General features: G+C 60.9%; 17 protein-coding genes. 13 read left to right on the top strand and 4 right to left on the bottom strand.

What is annotated here, in order from left to right; all coding sequences use genetic code 11:
* The first annotated feature begins 417 nt into the window (after positions 1 to 417).
* The 13 genes from RWJ89_RS15075 to visR all read left to right on the top strand — a co-directional run bounded on the left by RWJ89_RS15075 (position 418) and on the right by visR (position 12,687).
* The gene (locus RWJ89_RS15075; protein WP_316031080.1) at positions 418 to 2,052 is read left to right on the top strand and encodes a globin-coupled sensor protein; all 1,635 of its coding nucleotides are present in this window, start codon (positions 418 to 420) and stop codon (positions 2,050 to 2,052) included.
* A gap of 63 nt (positions 2,053 to 2,115) precedes the next feature.
* On the top strand, positions 2,116 to 2,412 hold the full coding sequence (locus tag RWJ89_RS15070) for an STAS domain-containing protein (RefSeq protein WP_003545491.1): 297 nt from the start codon (positions 2,116 to 2,118) through the stop codon (positions 2,410 to 2,412).
* Positions 2,409 to 2,774, top strand: a complete 366-nt coding sequence (cheY1, locus tag RWJ89_RS15065) for a chemotaxis response regulator CheY1 (protein ID WP_017958972.1) — start codon at positions 2,409 to 2,411, stop codon at positions 2,772 to 2,774. The genes RWJ89_RS15070 and cheY1 overlap by 4 nt, the downstream gene beginning before the upstream one ends.
* A 17-nt stretch (positions 2,775 to 2,791) precedes the next feature.
* The gene (locus RWJ89_RS15060; protein ID WP_131664708.1) at positions 2,792 to 5,077 is read left to right on the top strand and encodes a chemotaxis protein CheA; all 2,286 of its coding nucleotides are present in this window, start codon (positions 2,792 to 2,794) and stop codon (positions 5,075 to 5,077) included.
* 4 nt (positions 5,078 to 5,081) lie between these two features.
* The gene (locus RWJ89_RS15055; protein WP_003545496.1) at positions 5,082 to 5,549 is read left to right on the top strand and encodes a chemotaxis protein CheW; all 468 of its coding nucleotides are present in this window, start codon (positions 5,082 to 5,084) and stop codon (positions 5,547 to 5,549) included.
* Positions 5,546 to 6,454 (top strand): protein-glutamate O-methyltransferase CheR, encoded by a 909-nt coding sequence (gene cheR, locus RWJ89_RS15050; protein WP_168304739.1) that lies wholly within the window; start codon positions 5,546 to 5,548, stop codon positions 6,452 to 6,454. Before RWJ89_RS15055 ends, cheR begins: the two co-directional genes overlap by 4 nt.
* Positions 6,451 to 7,491, top strand: a complete 1,041-nt coding sequence (gene cheB, locus RWJ89_RS15045) for a protein-glutamate O-methylesterase CheB (protein WP_064248882.1) — start codon at positions 6,451 to 6,453, stop codon at positions 7,489 to 7,491. Before cheR ends, cheB begins: the two co-directional genes overlap by 4 nt.
* Positions 7,492 to 7,881, top strand: coding sequence for a response regulator (locus RWJ89_RS15040; RefSeq protein WP_003545503.1), 390 nt, complete (start codon positions 7,492 to 7,494; stop codon positions 7,879 to 7,881).
* A complete protein-coding gene (cheD, locus tag RWJ89_RS15035; protein WP_003545509.1) occupies positions 7,878 to 8,432 on the top strand; it encodes a chemoreceptor glutamine deamidase CheD in 555 nt (184 codons plus the stop codon). Before RWJ89_RS15040 ends, cheD begins: the two co-directional genes overlap by 4 nt.
* Before the next feature lie 16 nt (positions 8,433 to 8,448).
* Positions 8,449 to 8,838, top strand: a complete 390-nt coding sequence (gene cheT / locus RWJ89_RS15030; RefSeq protein ID WP_017958978.1) for a chemotaxis protein CheT — start codon at positions 8,449 to 8,451, stop codon at positions 8,836 to 8,838.
* A gap of 208 nt (positions 8,839 to 9,046) precedes the next feature.
* Positions 9,047 to 10,738, top strand: coding sequence for a flagellar basal-body MS-ring/collar protein FliF (gene fliF / locus RWJ89_RS15025; protein WP_316031079.1), 1,692 nt, complete (start codon positions 9,047 to 9,049; stop codon positions 10,736 to 10,738).
* A 447-nt stretch (positions 10,739 to 11,185) separates the two neighbouring features.
* Complete coding sequence (gene visN, locus RWJ89_RS15020) at positions 11,186 to 11,932, top strand: transcriptional regulator VisN (RefSeq protein WP_024320948.1); 747 nt, start codon at positions 11,186 to 11,188, stop codon at positions 11,930 to 11,932.
* Positions 11,933 to 11,940: 8 nt separating this feature from the next.
* A complete protein-coding gene (visR, locus tag RWJ89_RS15015) occupies positions 11,941 to 12,687 on the top strand; it encodes a transcriptional regulator VisR (protein ID WP_131664711.1) in 747 nt (248 codons plus the stop codon).
* Between the two features lie 202 nt (positions 12,688 to 12,889).
* On the opposite strand, the gene RWJ89_RS15010 is transcribed toward visR, so the two are convergent.
* The 4 genes from RWJ89_RS15010 to fliN all read right to left on the bottom strand — a co-directional run bounded on the left by RWJ89_RS15010 (position 12,890) and on the right by fliN (position 16,410).
* A complete protein-coding gene (locus tag RWJ89_RS15010; RefSeq protein ID WP_018072559.1) occupies positions 12,890 to 13,333 on the bottom strand; it encodes a hypothetical protein in 444 nt (147 codons plus the stop codon).
* Positions 13,334 to 13,338: 5 nt separating this feature from the next.
* On the bottom strand, positions 13,339 to 14,418 hold the full coding sequence (gene flhB / locus RWJ89_RS15005) for a flagellar biosynthesis protein FlhB (RefSeq protein WP_131664712.1): 1,080 nt from the start codon (positions 14,416 to 14,418) through the stop codon (positions 13,339 to 13,341).
* 335 nt (positions 14,419 to 14,753) lie between these two features.
* A complete protein-coding gene (fliG, locus tag RWJ89_RS15000; protein ID WP_131664713.1) occupies positions 14,754 to 15,794 on the bottom strand; it encodes a flagellar motor switch protein FliG in 1,041 nt (346 codons plus the stop codon).
* Positions 15,795 to 15,822: 28 nt separating this feature from the next.
* Positions 15,823 to 16,410: a flagellar motor switch protein FliN gene (fliN, locus tag RWJ89_RS14995; RefSeq protein WP_131664714.1), complete on the bottom strand. Its 588-nt coding sequence runs from the start codon at positions 16,408 to 16,410 to the stop codon at positions 15,823 to 15,825.
* Positions 16,411 to 16,473 lie beyond the last annotated feature (63 nt).

The following is a 16,473-nucleotide window of genomic DNA, read 5'->3' as shown; positions in this document are numbered from 1 at the left end:
CGACGTCATGTCTTGGTTATCGACCGGCATATAACACGGAGCTTGCGTGTGCCTTGTAGCAGCCATGCAACTCCGCAACAGTATTTGCTGTGAACGGCCTTGAATTGCTTCAAAAGCCTGTCCTCCAAAAGGGTTATTAACCTTCAAGCAAGGAATTAACCATAAACATTGATGTACACGTCGGAATGGGAAGATGCACTCGTTCCCACCAGGCATGACGCCGTCCCGCCGTACCGGGTTGATCCGGTATCCATCTCTTCAGGCAGCTCCGAAACATGGCTGATCAGGGGGGTTCGATCCGCCGGTTGTAACCGGTGGCGAGGACCGTCTTAACGCTTCGCGTTCAACGGATGCTGCGCAAGTTTTTGGCCGGGCCTTCGTCCGGAAAGTGGTTGGGGACAGGTGTTGAGGCAGGATATGCCATCAGATCAGGCTCGTGGAGCGCAGGCAGGCAGCTTGCGCGACCGCCTGCGCTTTGCCGGTCTCGATGCCGAGCAGTGCGAGCTGGTGCGCCGTAACCGGCCGGCGCTCGAAGCGCATCTGAAGGCAGGTCTCCGGGATCTCTTCCACAGGTTCCAGTCATTCCCCGACGCCTCGCGCAATTTCGAGAGCGAGCGCCAGGTCGAGCGCCTGCACGATCTGCAGTCCTCGCATTGGGACGTGCTGACCGATGCACGGTTCGACAGTCTCTATGCTGAGCGCGTCAAGGTTCTCTCCGATACCGAAAGCAAGATGGGCCTCGACCCGCGCTGGCACGTGGCCGGCCATGGCGTCATGCTGGAGCATGTCGTTTCCGGCCTCGCCGAGCAGATTGCCGGTCGTCCGCTGCTGCCGTCGGCCAAGCGCCGCACCCGCGAAATCTCCGATCTGATGACGGCGATCATCCGCATCGTCATGGTCGATGTGGAAATTGCTGTCTCGCTCCGCTTCAATGCGCTGCGCGCCGCCCAGAGCCGCGCGCTCGCCGACCAGCGCGCCGACAACGAGGCAGAGATCATCAGGATCTTCGGCGATGTCATCGAAAGCCTCTCCGCACGCGACCTGACGCGCCGCGCGCCGGTCGACGGCGACGGCGCCTATGGCGGCATCGCCGTCGCGCTGAACGGCGCGTTGGACGGCCTCCAGGCCGAGTTCACCACTATTACCGAGCGCACGGCCAAGGCCGAAGCGGCGACAGGCTCGCTTGCCGGCCTGTCGCGGCAGTTCGCCGGCACGGCTTCCGCCCAGGCCGACCGGTTGCAGCTTTCTGCCGCTGCCCTTGCCGGCATCGCCGGCAGTGTCCGCAACGGTGCTGCCGACAGCCGCGCTGCTGAACAGGCGGCCGCCTCGACGCGCGCCGCCATCGAGGAAAGCGGCGAGGTCGTCGGCCGCGCGATTAGCGCCATGGCCGATATCGAGCATTCGGCCGAAAAGATCGGCCAGATCATCGGCGCGATCGACGAGATCGCCTTCCAGACCAATCTTCTGGCGCTGAATGCCGGCATCGAGGCCGCTCGCGCCGGCGATTCCGGCCGCGGCTTTGCCGTCGTCGCCCAGGAAGTCCGCGCCCTTGCCCAGCGTTCGGCCGAAGCCGCCCGCGAGATCAAGACCCTGGTGACGACGACCAAGGCGCAGGTCGACGCCGGCGTGCAGATGGTCGGCCGCACACAGGATTCGATCGGCAGCATCGTGCGTCAGGTCACCGACATCAACGCCGCCATATCAGGCATCGCCACCCGAACCGGCGAACATGCCGCAAGCCTCGACAGCGTGACATCAGACGTCAAGGGCCTGGGTGGCGAGGTGGCCGATAGCGCCGGCCTTGCGGAGCGCTCGGCCGAGGGCGCCGACCACCTCCACACCGTCATTCTCGAGCTCGGCCAGACCATTCGCGAATTCCGCATTGCCCGGGAAAACGACACTGCCCGGCGCCCGGCGCCGGTGCGCGTGACGTCGCCGCGCGCTCTTGAGGGCGCTACCCGCCCGGCACCTGTCGTGGACGAATACGAAAATGACGATTTTGGCCTTCCGCAAGCCTTCGCAAGCGTCGGAGGTGGGCGGAATGTTTACTAACCTATCGGATGATTGCCTCAGCTCGTCTTTTCGGGCCGGGGACAAGGGGACAAGGAAAAGCTGATGGCAGCAAAGAAGAGTGGCAAGACGTTGGATTTGACAGCGGTGCTCGACCTCAACGAGGCTTCCGCCTTGCGCGATAAACTCCTCTCTCTCAGGGGTAGCGGTCTTTCGATAGACGCTTCCGGCGTCGAACGGATCGGTGCTCTTTGCGCCCAGGTTCTGATGTCCGCCGAGAAGACCTGGGAGCAGGACAAGCAGCCGTTCACCTTCTCCAAGGTGTCCGACGCATTTCAGAAAACCATGCAGCTGGTTGGCGTCAATATTGACCACCTGCTTGCCAAGGAGATTCGGCAATGAAGAAAAAAGTGCTGACCGTGGATGATTCCCGCACTATCCGAAACATGCTTCTCGTGACGCTGAACAATGCCGGCTTCGAGACGATCCAGGCGGAAGACGGCATCGAGGGCCTCGAGATCCTCGAAGAGTCCAATCCTGACGTCATCGTGACCGACATCAACATGCCGCGCCTCGACGGTTTCGGCTTCATCGAAGGTGTCCGCCGCAACGAGAAATATCGGGCGATCCCGATCCTGGTCCTGACCACCGAAAGCGACGCGGAAAAGAAGAACCGCGCCCGCCAGGCCGGTGCCACGGGCTGGATCGTCAAGCCTTTCGACCCGGCCAAGCTGATCGATGCCATTGAGCGTGTAACCGCTTAAACCCAGGATTTGCTCCTATGGATATGAACGAAATCAAAGAGATCTTTTTCCAGGAGTGCGAGGAACAGCTCGCCGAGTTGGAATCCGGTCTTCTGAAATTGAATGATGGCGATCGCGATCCGGAAACCGTCAATGCGGTGTTCCGTGCGGTGCATTCGATCAAGGGTGGCGCCGGCGCCTTCGGCCTTGACGATCTGGTTGCCTTCGCCCATGTCTTCGAGACCACTCTCGATTGCGTTCGATCCAACAAGCTTGAGCCGAACCAGGACGTCCTGAAGGTGATGCTGAAGTCGGCCGACGTGCTCGCCGACCTGACGAATGCTGCGCGCGACGGCGGCAGCGTCGATGAAAGCCGCAGCCGCGGCCTCGTCAAGGAGCTCGAGGCGCTGGCCAACGGCGAATTGCCGTCTCCCTCTGCGTCAGCCGAGGCGCCTGCGCCGAAGGCCGCCGCAAAGGCTGCTCCGGCCGCTCCGGCGCCGACCCCCACGCCGACTGACGACAGCGGCTTCCAGCCGGTCCCCTTTTCCTTCGACGACTTTGGCGGCGAAGACGATGCGGGCGGCATGCCGACCTATGAAGTCATCTTCAAGCCGCGCTACGAACTCTATTCCAAGGGCAATGACGCCACCCTGCTGCTGCGTGATCTCTCGCGCCTGGGTGAAATGACGATCTATTGCAATACGGATGATCTGCCGGGCCTCGATGAACTCGATCCGGAAGGCGCTTATTTCTTCTGGAACGTCACGATCAAGACGGACAAGGGCGAGGACGCCATTCGCACTGTCTTCGAATTCGCCGAGTGGGATTGCGAACTGACGGTCAAGCCGGTCGAAGAAGCAAGGGCCGACGCGACCAGCAATGACGAACTGCCGATGGTGCCGGTTCCCTTCGATCTGTCGATCCTGGACGAAACGGGCGCAATGGAAGAGGTTTCCGCCTCAGACGCGCGGGCCGAGGAGACGGCCGCAGCCGTTGCCGCCGCCGAGACTGCCTCCAACGTCACGCAGATTGTCGCCGCCCGCGTCGAGAAGAAGGAATCGGCAGCCGCCGCAGCGGCAGCAGCAAGTGCCGCCGCCCAGAACAATGCCGCCGGCGCCGGCCAGACGATCCGCGTCGATCTCGACCGTGTCGACCGCCTCATCAACCTCGTCGGCGAATTGGTCATCAACCAGGCGATGCTGTCGCAGAGCGTCATCGAGAATGACACGACCGGCACCTCCTCGATCAATATGGGCCTCGAGGAGCTGCAGCAGCTCACCCGCGAGATCCAGGACTCGGTCATGGCCATCCGCGCGCAGCCGGTGAAGCCGGTCTTCCAGCGCATGTCGCGTATCGTTCGCGAAATCGCCGACATGACCGGCAAGTCGATCCGCCTGATCACCGAGGGTGAAAACACCGAAGTCGACAAGACGGTCATCGACAAGCTCGCCGAACCGCTGACCCACATGATCCGCAATGCCGTCGACCACGGCATCGAAACGCCCGAAAAGCGTGCAGCCGCCGGCAAGAACACCGAGGGTACGGTCCGCTTGACCGCCAAGCATCGTTCGGGACGCATCCTGATCGAGCTTGCCGACGACGGCGCCGGCATCAACCGCGAGAAGGTCCGCCAGAAGGCGATCGACAACGACCTTATCCCGGCCGATTCCAACCTGTCGGACGAAGAAATCGACAATCTGATCTTCCTGCCGGGCTTCTCGACGGCCGACAAGATCTCCGACATCTCCGGCCGCGGCGTCGGCATGGACGTCGTCAAGCGTTCGATCCAGGCGCTCGGCGGCCGTATCAACATCACCTCGAAGCCGGGTCACGGCTCGGTCTTCACCATGAGCCTGCCGCTGACGCTCGCCGTCCTCGACGGCATGGTGGTCACCGTCGCCGGCCAGACGCTGGTCGTGCCGCTGACGGCGATCGTCGAAACCCTGCAGCCGGAAGCGGCCGCGATCCACTCCTTCGGTGCGAACCACCGGCTGATCTCGATCCGCAACAGCTTCTGCCCGCTGGTCGATGTCGGCCGCATCCTGAACTTCCGCGCCACCCAGGCCAATCCGGTCGAGGGCGTGGCGCTTCTGGTGGAATCCGAAGGCGGCGGCCAGCGCGCCCTGATGGTCGATGCCATCCAGGGGCAGCGCCAGGTGGTCATCAAGAGCCTGGAAGCGAACTACACCCATGTGCCGGGCATTGCCGCCGCCACCATCCTCGGTGACGGGCGCGTCGCTCTCATCCTCGATGTCGACGCGGTCGTCGGCGCCTCGCGCGGCCAGTCGCTCAAAGCGGAAATGTCGTTAGCAGCGGTGGGATAAGGGAATGTCGTACACTGTAAAAAATCTGAACGAGGGGGATCGCGAGCTGATCGCGTTCCGCATCGGGGATCAGGAATTTTGCGTGAACATCATGTCGGTTCGCGAAATCCGCGGCTGGACCCCGGCGACCGCCATGCCGCACTCGCCTGGCTATATGCTGGGTGTCATCAACCTGCGCGGCGCGGTGTTGCCGATCATCGATCTTGCGGCCCGGCTCGGCATGAAGCCGGCCGATCCGACTGCCCGTCATGTCATCATCGTCGCCCAGGTCCGGCGCAAGGTCGTCGGCCTGCTGGTCGATGCCGTTTCCGATATCCTGACGGTGACCGACGAAACCATCCAGCCGACGCCCGAGATCTCCTCCGAACTCGAGCGTCAATTTGCCCGCGGCGTTCTCGCCATCGAGAAGCGCATGATCTGCCTGATCGAACTCGAATCCCTCTTTCCAGAGACCGAAAGCGAAGCCGCATGAGTGTAATGGGCGCAAGAGATCAAAGGCAGGGATCCGACGAGGTCCTGGCGAGCGGAGAATATCCGCTGACGCGCCGCGACCTCACCGAGATCGCCGCGATGATCTATTCGGATGCCGGCATCTTCCTCAACGAGACGAAGGCGTCGCTCGTCTATTCGCGCCTGTCGAAGCATATCCGCAATCTCGGCCTGTCCGGCTTCCGGGAATATTGCGACCTCGTCGCTTCGCCGGCGGGTGCTGCGCCGCGCCGCGAGATGCTTTCGCATCTGACGACCAATTTTACCCGTTTCTTCCGCGAAAACCACCATTTCGACCATCTGCGCGACCATGTCCTGCCGGAGCTTCTGCAGCGGGCGAGATCGGGCGGCAGGGTGCGCATCTGGTCGGCCGCCTCCTCCGACGGGCAGGAACCCTATTCGATCGCGCTGACGGTGCTGTCGCTGATGCCGAATGTCGCGGATTACGACTTCAAGATCCTGGCAACCGACATCGATCCGAAGATCCTCGCGATCGCCCGGGCCGGCGCCTATGACGAGAGCGCGCTAGAAACCGTATCGCCCGCCATGCGCAAGCAATGGTTCAGCGAAGTCGAGGTGCAGGGCCGCAGGAAGTTCCAGGTCGACGACCGCGTGAAGCGGCTGATCACCTACAACGAGCTGAACCTGATGGCGCAATGGCCGTTCAAGGGCAAGTTCGACGTCATCTTCTGCCGCAACGTCGTCATCTATTTCGACGAGCCGACGCAGATGAAGATCTGGCAGCGTTTCGCCGGCCTGCTGCCGGAGGGCGGGCATCTCTATATCGGCCATTCCGAGCGTGTTTCGGGCGAGGCAAAACACGTCTTCGACAATATCGGGATCACGACCTATCGCTATACGGCCAAAGGTCTCGGGAGGAAGGCATGAGCGCTCCGGCAAGGGTTCTCGTTGTTGACGACTCGCCGACGATGCGGGGGCTGATCACCGCCGTCTTGAGTTCCGATCCCGAGGTCAACGTCATCGGCCAGGCCGGCGACGCGCTGGAAGCGCGCGAGGCGATCAAGCGGCTGAACCCCGACGTCCTGACGCTCGACATCGAGATGCCGAACATGAACGGCCTCGATTTCCTCGAAAAGATCATGACGCTGCGTCCGATGCCGGTGATCATGGTATCCACGATGACTCATCGCGGCGCCGAGGCGACGCTTGCGGCGCTGGAGATCGGCGCGTTCGACTGCGTCGGCAAGCCGGCGCCGGGCGAACTCAGGCCTTTCGGCGACCTCGCCGAGAAGGTCAAGGCCGCCGCGCGCACGCAACGCCAGTATTCCCAGCCTGTTGCCGCCGTGCCACCACCCTCGGTCGCCGATTTCCGCGTCGGCCGCAAGATCGTCGCGATCGGCTCGTCGACCGGCGGCGTCGAGGCACTCATTGCCGTGCTGCAGAAATTTCCGGCGAATTGCCCGCCAACCGTCATCACCCAGCATATGCCGCCGACCTTCACCAAGAGCTTCGCCGAAAGGCTGAACCGCCTCTGTGCGCCGGTGGTGCAGGAAGCGACCGACGGCGCCCGGCTCGAAATCGGCAAGATCTATCTGGCGCCCGGCGGCGAGCGGCACCTGCAGGTCAGCGGCGCCTCGGCGCCGTGCTGCCGTCTCATTGACCGCGCGCCGGTCAACGGTCACCGCCCTTCCGTGGACGTGCTGTTCGATTCGGTCGCGGAACTGGCGGGCCGCAACGCTGTCGGCGTGATTTTGACCGGAATGGGCCGCGATGGCGCTGCCGGATTGTTGAAAATGCGCCACGCCGGCGCCAGAACGCTCGGCCAGAACGAAAAAACCTGTGTCGTTTACGGAATGCCAAGGGTTGCTCACGAACTTGGCGCCGTTGAGCAGCAGCTGCCGCTGTCTGCCATCGGTGAAGAAATATTGAAAATGACAGCCGCCCGAAAGGAAGGGACCGAATAAATGTCGCTCGCGGAGAAAATCAAAGTACTGATCGTTGATGATCAGGTAACGAGCCGGTTGCTGCTCAGCGACGCGCTGACCCAGCTCGGTTTCAAGCAGATCACGTCGGCCGGCGACGGTGAGCAGGGCATGAAGATCATGGCCGAGCAGCCGCACCACCTGGTGATCTCGGACTTCAACATGCCGAAGATGGATGGCATCGGCTTCCTTCAGGCGGTGCGCACCAACCCCAACACCAAGAAGGCGGCCTTCATCATCCTGACCGCCCAGGGCGATCGCGCACTGGTGCAGAAGGCGGCCCAGCTCGGCGCAAACAACGTGCTCGCCAAGCCGTTCACGATCGAGAAGATGAAAGCGGCCATCGAAGCCGTGTTTGGAGCCCTGAAATGATCACTGAGGGGGCAGCCCGCCGCGTGCACATCATTCAGGGCGAGTATAAGGTTCTGAACGATCCGAATGCGGTCCTCTCGACCATTCTCGGTTCGTGCGTGGCTGCATGCCTCAGAGATCCTGTCGCCGGTGTCGGCGGCATGAACCACTTTCTGCTGCCCGGTTCGGCGACGTCGCCGACATCAGGCGGCGATGCCACGCGGTACGGCGTGCATCTGATGGAACTGCTGATCAACGGTCTCCTGAAGCAGGGCGCCCGGCGCGACCGGCTGGAGGCAAAGATCTTCGGCGGCGCGAAGACGATCTCGACATTCTCCAATGTCGGTGAGCAGAACGCGGCCTTCGCCGTGCAGTTCCTGAGGGATGAAGGCATTCCAGTGGTCGGTTCCTCGACCGGCGGAGAGCATGGACGCAAGCTTGAATATTGGCCGGTCTCCGGTCGTGCCCGGCAATACCCCTTGACCGGCGCCGAAACGCAGAGAACCGTCGCTCTCGAGCAGCGTCCCGCCGCTCCGCAGAAGCCCGTCGAAACCAGTATCGAATTTTTTTGATGGCGAGGATTTTCATATGACATTTACCCAGATGATGGAGCCGCCTGCGCCTGTCGAAGCGCTGAGCGACATCCTGATGCGCATCGTTTCCGAACTGCACGATGTCGCCTATCTCATCGAGCGTATCGAGCCGCAGCTTCTCGACCTCGGCGGCGCCGAAATCCTGAATTCGCCGGATGCCATGAAGGTCATGCAGGGCATCGATCTGGCTGTGCAGAAATCACGCGGCCTTGCAGAATTCATCGACACCATCACCGGCGAAATCCCGCACGGCTGGGCAGTCGACGTCGCAACCGCGCTCAGCCTCGTCAAGCTGGCGGAGATGCAAAAGGCATTGGGCGGCGCCACACGCCACGGCCACTCCCAGCCATTGAGCAAGGCAGCCGGCGACTTCGATTTCTTCTAGAACGACCCCGTTTTTTCCGAGTCACGGAAACGCTCTCTCTTTGTTCTAGCGCAATTCCGGACGCAAACCGCCGCGCATTTTTGCTGGAATTACCTTAGGCCTTTTCGCTCCCGCATACTCTCACGAAACGCTCGCACAAGTTTCGCCGACTATTCGTCTGATGAGGCAATAAGCCTGCTTTGTCTTTGACGGATCGTGCGAGAACAGAATGAATCTGTTAAATCAATTAGTTCAGATCTTTAAGAACTTCGGTTCCCTGGGCCGAACACGCCTGATGATTCTCGGAGGCGTCGGTGCCGTCTCCATCGCAATCGTCCTTGCGGCCGCCCTTTTCGTCAACAAACCGGCACAGGAAACGCTCTATGTCGGTCTGGACTCGCCGGATCTCAACCAGATCAGCATGGCGCTTGCCGAAGCCAACGTCGATTTCCAGGTTGGCACGGACGGCTCCAGCATCAGTGTTCCCACGGGGATGACGGGCAAGGCCCGCCTGATGCTTGCCGAGCGCGGCCTGCCGAACAGCGCCAATGCCGGTTACGAACTCTTCGACAATGTCGGCTCCCTCGGCCTGACCTCCTTCATGCAGGAGGTAACGCGGGTTCGAGCGCTGGAGGGCGAAATCGCCCGCACCATCCAGTCGATCTCTGGTATCACCGCCGCGCGCGTCCATATCGTCATGCCGGAGGTCGGAAACTTCCGGAAGGCGGAGCAAAAACCGACCGCATCCGTCATGATTCGCGCGAGCGCCACCACCGGGCGGAGCGCGGCGACCTCGATCCGCCACCTCGTCGCCTCGGCCGTGCCGGGGCTTGATGTCGATGACGTGACGATCCTGGATTCCGCCGGCCAACTGCTCGCTTCCGGCGACGAGGCGAGCAACAGCTCGCTGAACCGCTCGCTCAACATCGTGCAGAACGTTCAGCAGGAAGTCGAATCCAACATAGACAAGGCGCTGGCACCCTTCCTCGGCATGGACAACTTCCGCTCCAGCGTCACCGCCGATCTCAACACTGACGCCCAGCAGATCCAGGAAACGGTTTTCGATCCTGAATCCAAGGTCGAACGCTCGGTCCGCTCGACGAAGGAAGCCCAGCAGTCGCAGCAGAAGCAGTCCGATAGCGCGACGACGGTCGAACAGAACATTCCGCAGGCGGCTCCCGAGGCCGGCGGCTCCGCCGGGCCTGAATCGCAGGACAAGTCCGACAAGCGCGAAGAGCAGACCAACTACGAAATCAACAGCAAGACGACGGCGACGACCCGCAGCAGCTATAAGGTCGAAAAGCTTTCGATCGCCGTGGTGGTCAACAAGGGCCGCATCGCCAAGATGGTCGGTGAACCCGCCGATCAGACCAAGGTCGACGCCTATCTTGCCGAAATGCAGAAGATCGTCGCTTCAGCGGCCGGCATCGACGCCAAGCGCGGCGACGTCGTCACCGTGACGGCCATGGACTTCCTCGAGAACCAGTTGCTCGAAGACGCCACCGGCGGTGTCCGCGTCATGGACATGCTGAGCCGCAACCTTGCCGGCATCATCAACTCGCTGGCCTTTGTCGCGGTCGCTTTCGTAGTGGTCTGGATGGGCCTGCGGCCTCTGGTGCGCAGCATCAACGGCAACGGCAGCTCCGCGGCTTTCGGCGACGCGACGCCGGAAGCGGCTGGCCTCGAGCTTCCGGACTTCGCGCCTGCATCGGGAGCACCCGGCGGCGCTCTCATGGACGGCTTCGGGTCCGACTTCGGCTTCGACAGTACCGAGGACCTGCTCAGCCTCGGCGACGACGATGGAAACTTCAATCGTCGCGTCAAGGAAGGCCCGGAACGCAAGCTTTCCCGTATGGTCGAGATCAACGAGGAACGCGCCGCGAAAATCCTCAGGAAATGGGCGATCGACGAAGCAGCGTAAAGGAAAGGCCGGGCAACCGGCCTTTTTTCATATCGGTACAAAAGCTGGATTTCCTGACCGCTGTTGCTGAAAACCATGACCGGCTATGTGAGAGACTTGGGGCATGACAATCAGGGTTGGGAATTCGAACAACACTATAGACCCGACTCATTAAATGCGGCTGTAACGCGACATGATGAGAGGGGTTCGCGTAAAACGCGAAGCTGGTTGCGATACCGCCAGAATCACCTTAGCCTCCTTAGATCTTGAAGGCTGGAACGACTGGTCGAATCAGTGCATTGGCGACAGCGAAAGTAAATCCCTAGAAGTCGGAGATGGTGATTTGCATCGGCTGGCTTACCCTTAGGTGATTCGAAATGGGATTCGAGCGGGACTTGACCTGAATCCTTTACAGAAAAATTGCTGTTGCACCGAGTTCGATCGTTTCTCAGCCGCAGGACATTGCCAATGGATATGAATGTAATTCAGGCGAGCAAAGGCGAGAGGCATATGGCGAATTTCGCGAGTGCGGTGGTGCCGGATCTGTTGCCGCGCGATGAGCTGCTCCAGCGCCTCCACGGCGTCGCCAGCACCGGCAGGTTGCAGTCTGGTCTGCGCGCTCTGACGGACTACGTGGGTGCTTCGCACTACCTTCTGGCGCGCTGTGATCTCCTTCAGGAAAGTGGCCTCGATTTCATCGTTTCGTCGGACTGGCCTTTCGATCTGGTCAGGGACATCGCCAATGATCTGGTCCGCGGCTATGCCCGCTCGACGGAGCTGGAAAAATGCATGCAGGTCTTCCAGCCGAATTTTGCTCTTCTGCCTGACAGTGCCGAAGTTCCGGACGGCGCCAGCCGCCAATATTGTTCGGTGACCTTCAATGTCGGCCGGTCGCGACTGGCCTTGATGTTCCTGTTCGGCGAGGGGTTCATCCTTTCGCCGGAGCGCCTGCGGGACGTAGGCCTGCTTGCAGGTTATGTCGCGAGCTTCCTGCGCTGCGGCGGTACGAAGGTCGATCGTGATTTCGAATTGACCGACCGCGAGCTGGAATGCCTGTTCTGGATCGCCGAGGGCAAGACCAGCGACGAGATCGCCATGATCCTCGGAATCTCCCGCAACACCATCAACAACTACATCACCAGCGTGATGCGCAAGACGGCGACCAAGACCCGGTCCGAGGCCATTGCCTTCGCCGTCCGCAATAATCTCGTATAGGGGGATCTATGGGCTATCCAGCAGGCAGGACGATGAGCAGCGCCGAGCAGCTGCGCACGGTGCGTGTGAACAGGATTTCCAGCCGGTCCGACCTTTTTCCGCGGCTGATCGCGATGCAGAAGCTCGCCGATGCGCAAGGCTTCGCGATCTTCCGCGTCAGCGGCTCGGGCCTTCCGGCAAAGCAGAGGCTTGTCTGCGAGCTTGAGAACTGGGGTTCTTCCAATGCCGGTTTCGGCAAGGCCTTCACGGATGCCTACGGCGATATTCTTCTCGATCATATCGACAAGTCGCTGCTGCCGCTCTCATGGGCCGGCGGTTACGACCGCGCGGCACCCGGTCCGGCAGACTTCTCGCCGTTCATGACGCGACTGCAGGACGGTATTCTGCCCTTCTCCGGACTTGCCTTACCGGTGCGGCTCGGCGCCGTCGGCAATGGTTTCATCCTTTTCACAGGCGATGAGATCGATCCTTCGAGCGATACCATCGTCGAGCTGCACGGTCGCTGCTGCCATATCATGATGGATCTGCTCTCGCTCGACGAACGCCGCACGGCTGCCGCTGAGGCGCTCAGCGAACGCGAGATCGCCTGTCTGCAGCTTGCCGGCGACGGCCGCATCAGCGAAGAGATTGCTGACAAGCTTGGACTGTCGGTGCACACCGTGAACGCCTATCTCGGCTCGGCAACCATCAAGCTCGATTCCGTCAATCGCATTCAGGCGATCGCCAAGGCAATCCGGCTCGGTTATATCAGCTGAACCCGCGCAGTCCCTTACAGCGTCGCGCGTCCTTTCAGCGAGAGCATATCGCGCAAAAGTGTGCAGCGGCTTTGCGATATCGACAGGCGTAAAACAAAGACCTAAAGCGCGACAAGCGAATCTGAAAGATCGCGATGCGCTTTAGGACGCTGTAACGCTTTGAATTGCAAGGCGAATGAAAGCTTGGTTGTCTTGAAAGAGGTTAGCCGGCCAGCGCCTGAGGCGGCTGGTTGACGCTGTAACGCGCTTCCCGAAGGCTCTTTTTGAGGAAGATGGTGTTCTCGTCGGGATCGGCCGAGGGATCCTGGAAAGCGATATGATTGATCTCGATGCCGGCGTGATCTTCGGCAAGGGTGAGCTGCGCGTAGACGGTGACACCGCGCGGCTTGATTTCCAGATCGAGAACGACTTCGGGCTTGCCGCCCCACTCCAGAGTATAGTTGCCGCCCAAGCCGAAATTCACCGTGCCCGGATGAAAGAAAAGCTCCGCCGCCGAAGCGACGAGATCGGAAAGGTTGCCGTAATACTCGAAGCGCAGCAGTGAAATAAGGTCAGAAGCATCCAGAAGGCGCAGTTCAGTAGCGACCGGGCTGATCGCGTCTGCGAGGATCTTTTCACGCTGGGTAGAGTGGGGGCATTTTTTCATTCGGCTTATCTTACCCGTTTGTTCTTGGCGTCCGCAGCGTAGACCCGGTGGATGAGCTCCGCTACCGCCTTATAGAAGACTGACGGGATGACACTATCGATCGAGACTTGCGCAAACATGGAGCGCGCAAGTGGCGGATCTTCGAACACCGGTATGCCGTTCTTCTCGGCGATCTCCCTGATTTTGAGCGCAATCAGGTCCTGGCCCTTGGCCAGCACCACCGGCGCGTCGTTCTCTTCACGCGCATAACGCAGCGCCACCGCATAGTGCGTCGGGTTTGCAATCACCAGCGTCGCGCGGTCCACGTTGGCGATCATGCGCCGGCGCGCCCGGTCGCGCATCAGCGAGCGCTGCCGGCTCTTGACGAAGGGATCGCCCTGCGCCTGCTTGTTTTCTTCCTTCACCTCGTGCCGCGTCATCTTCAGTTCGGTGAACCAGTGATGGCGCGTCCAGAAAAGATCGGCGATCGCCACGATAGCCGTGGCGATCAGCATGACGATGATGATCTTGCGCATCGCCGCCGTCACGCGCACGAGGATCGTTTGCGGATCGGAGAACATCGCGTCGATTGAGCCGAAATATTCGCTCCTGAGCACGAAGAACAGGATCACCCCGACGACGACCACCTTGAACAGCGACTTTCCGAATTCGACCAGGCCGGGCACGCTGAAGAGCCGTGACCAGCCTTTGATCGGCGAGATACGCGAGGCCTGCGGGCGGATGCGTTCGAGCACCAGTGTCGGCAGATTCTGGAAGACGGAGGAGGCGACGCCGAACACCATGAACAGGATGAAGGCGGGCGCCAGCAGCGCGGCACTTGCCCAGCCGATCCGGACGAACAGCGCCAGGACATCCGGTCCCGTCTCGATCTTCCACTGGTCGGGCTGTTCGAAGATGTCGCGCAGCATTTCACTCATGCGCCCGACGCTGTCGGGAAGGAAGAATACGAGGTAAATGAAGGTCGCAAGGATGGTCGCAAAGATAGAAAGTTCGCGCGAAGACGGCACGTTGCCCTTTTCCGCGGCATCGCTTTGCTTTTTCGCGGTTGGGGCTTCTGTTTTGCTGTCCTTGTCATCGTCTGCCAAGTCGCGGCCCTCCGTCAAAGAAATAGGCCGCGCGTAATGCATGTCGCCCAAAAACGTGCAGCGCTTTTGGGGTGACGACATGCATCAGAACAAAGACCTAAAGCGCGTCGCAAGAACCGGGTTCTATGCGACGCGCTCTAGAGCACGGTCTATTGTCGGAAGGGTAGTCGTCTGTGGCACGGCGATCAACAGCCGCCTTTCGGCATGCCGGATTTGTCAACAGTCTCGAGCGCCAATCATGTCGCGCAAAAGTGTGCAGCGGTTTTGCGATAACGACATGGATAAAAACAAAGAGCTAAAGCGCGAAGAGCGAATCTGAAAGATCGCGACGCGCTTTAGGCGGCCGCCGAAGCGTCGCCTTCCTTTTCCTTGAGCTCGATCTGGCCGGAATTGGCCAGCCGAATCGCTTCCTGCGCCACGGCGCGGCGGGCAATCGCGATCTCGCGCGGATTGACGCCGCCCATGCCGCTCTGCAGATCCGATTCGATCATGCGGCGCTGGCGTGGGCTGATGGCGGAGAGAACCGATTCGCGGATCTCGGGCGGCGACCCGCGCAGCGCGACGGTGAGCACGTCCGCCGATATGTCGTTGAGCAGCATGACGCGGCTGCGCTGCGGCATGTACATGAGGTCCTCGAACAGGAAGATCTTCGGGCGAACCTTGTTGACCGACTCGCGGCTGATCGATTCGAGCGAGCTGAGCAGCGTGTCGACCTGCGGCTTGTCGAGTTCGTTCATGAGATCGGCAACCTTCGTCGAGCCGGCCGCATTGCGCTCTGCCTCAACCTCGGCAAGCAGCGTCATGACCTGGTTTTCGATGATCTGCGCAGCCTTCGGGCTGACCGCCTTCATGTTGACCGTTCTGTTCATGATGTCGGCGCGGCGGTTGTCGGGAAGCTGCAGCAGCACTTTGGCGCCGAAGGAGGAGGGCATCATCGAAAGAATATAGGCGACGGTCTGCGGATGTTCGCGCAGAAGGAACTGTGCGATGAATGTCGGCTCCGCCTCACTGAGGCGATCCCAGATCGAGGTTTCGTAGGCCTGGAATGCGGTGCGGCGGCCGAGCAGGCTGTCGACCTCGTCGGGCGTCAGGCCTTCTTCAAGAATGGCCTCGATCGCCTTGGCGTTGTCCATCAGTCCGGCGCCCTCGGTGAAGAGGTCTTCGAACTCGGAGACGAGCAACAGGAGCTCATCCGGCGGAATAGCGCGCAGCGACTGGGCGGATGAGATAATGGTCTGCAGTTCGGCCTGGGTGAAATATTTCAACAGCCGGCCGGCGACGCCCTTTCCCATAGCGAGAAGAACAGCCGCCGCCTTTTCAGCCTGGGTCAACGGTTTCCCGGCTAGTGCGCCGCCGAAATCGTCAAAGTCCATCATGGTCTAACCTCTCCGTCCCACACAGGGATCAGGCTTTTTTCGTACTCAAAACTTCAATCAGTTTTACACCGAATCGCGTGTCGTCGTTATCAAGCACCGTAATTTCGCCGCGGGCAATCCTGCGGCCATTCACCATGATCTCGACCGGTTCACCGATTTTCTTGTCGAGGGCGATCGTCGCCCCTTCATTGAGGTTCATCAGGCCGGAGACCTGCATGCGGCTGGTGCCGAGCATGATCTGGACGTCGATCGGGATGTCCATGATCAGGTCGAAGTTGGAATTCAAAGCGCTGCCGAGCGGAGCCGGCGATGCCTCGAACGAGGGGCTGCTGCCGAAATCCATGCCGGCCGCCGGGCTGGCATTGCTAGCGCCAAAATCGCCGCCGAAATCGTCGCTGCCGAAAGGACTTTCCGAAGCCTCGCCGCCAAAGGCGGCCAGGTCCGTTCCTGCTGCGAAGGGGTCGCTCTGCAGGTCGTCGCCAAACTGCGACAGGTCGCCATCGGCATCCTGCTTCAGCACGCCACGCAGATCGTCGATCGCCTGGTCGAGATCGGCTTCGCTGCCCGGAAGATCCAGGGAGAGGTCGCTGTTCTGCTGTGTTTTCTTCGTAGCCATGAAATCACTATTCCAGTTGAAACTTGCCTCAAACTGCCTTTGCAGCCCAAAAGCCAGAGAACC

Source organism: Rhizobium sp. 10PS4, from assembly GCF_032464805.1.
In the GTDB taxonomy this organism is placed as follows: Bacteria; Pseudomonadota; Alphaproteobacteria; order Rhizobiales; family Rhizobiaceae; genus Rhizobium; species Rhizobium laguerreae.
This window is presented reverse-complemented; position numbering and strand designations above follow the sequence as displayed.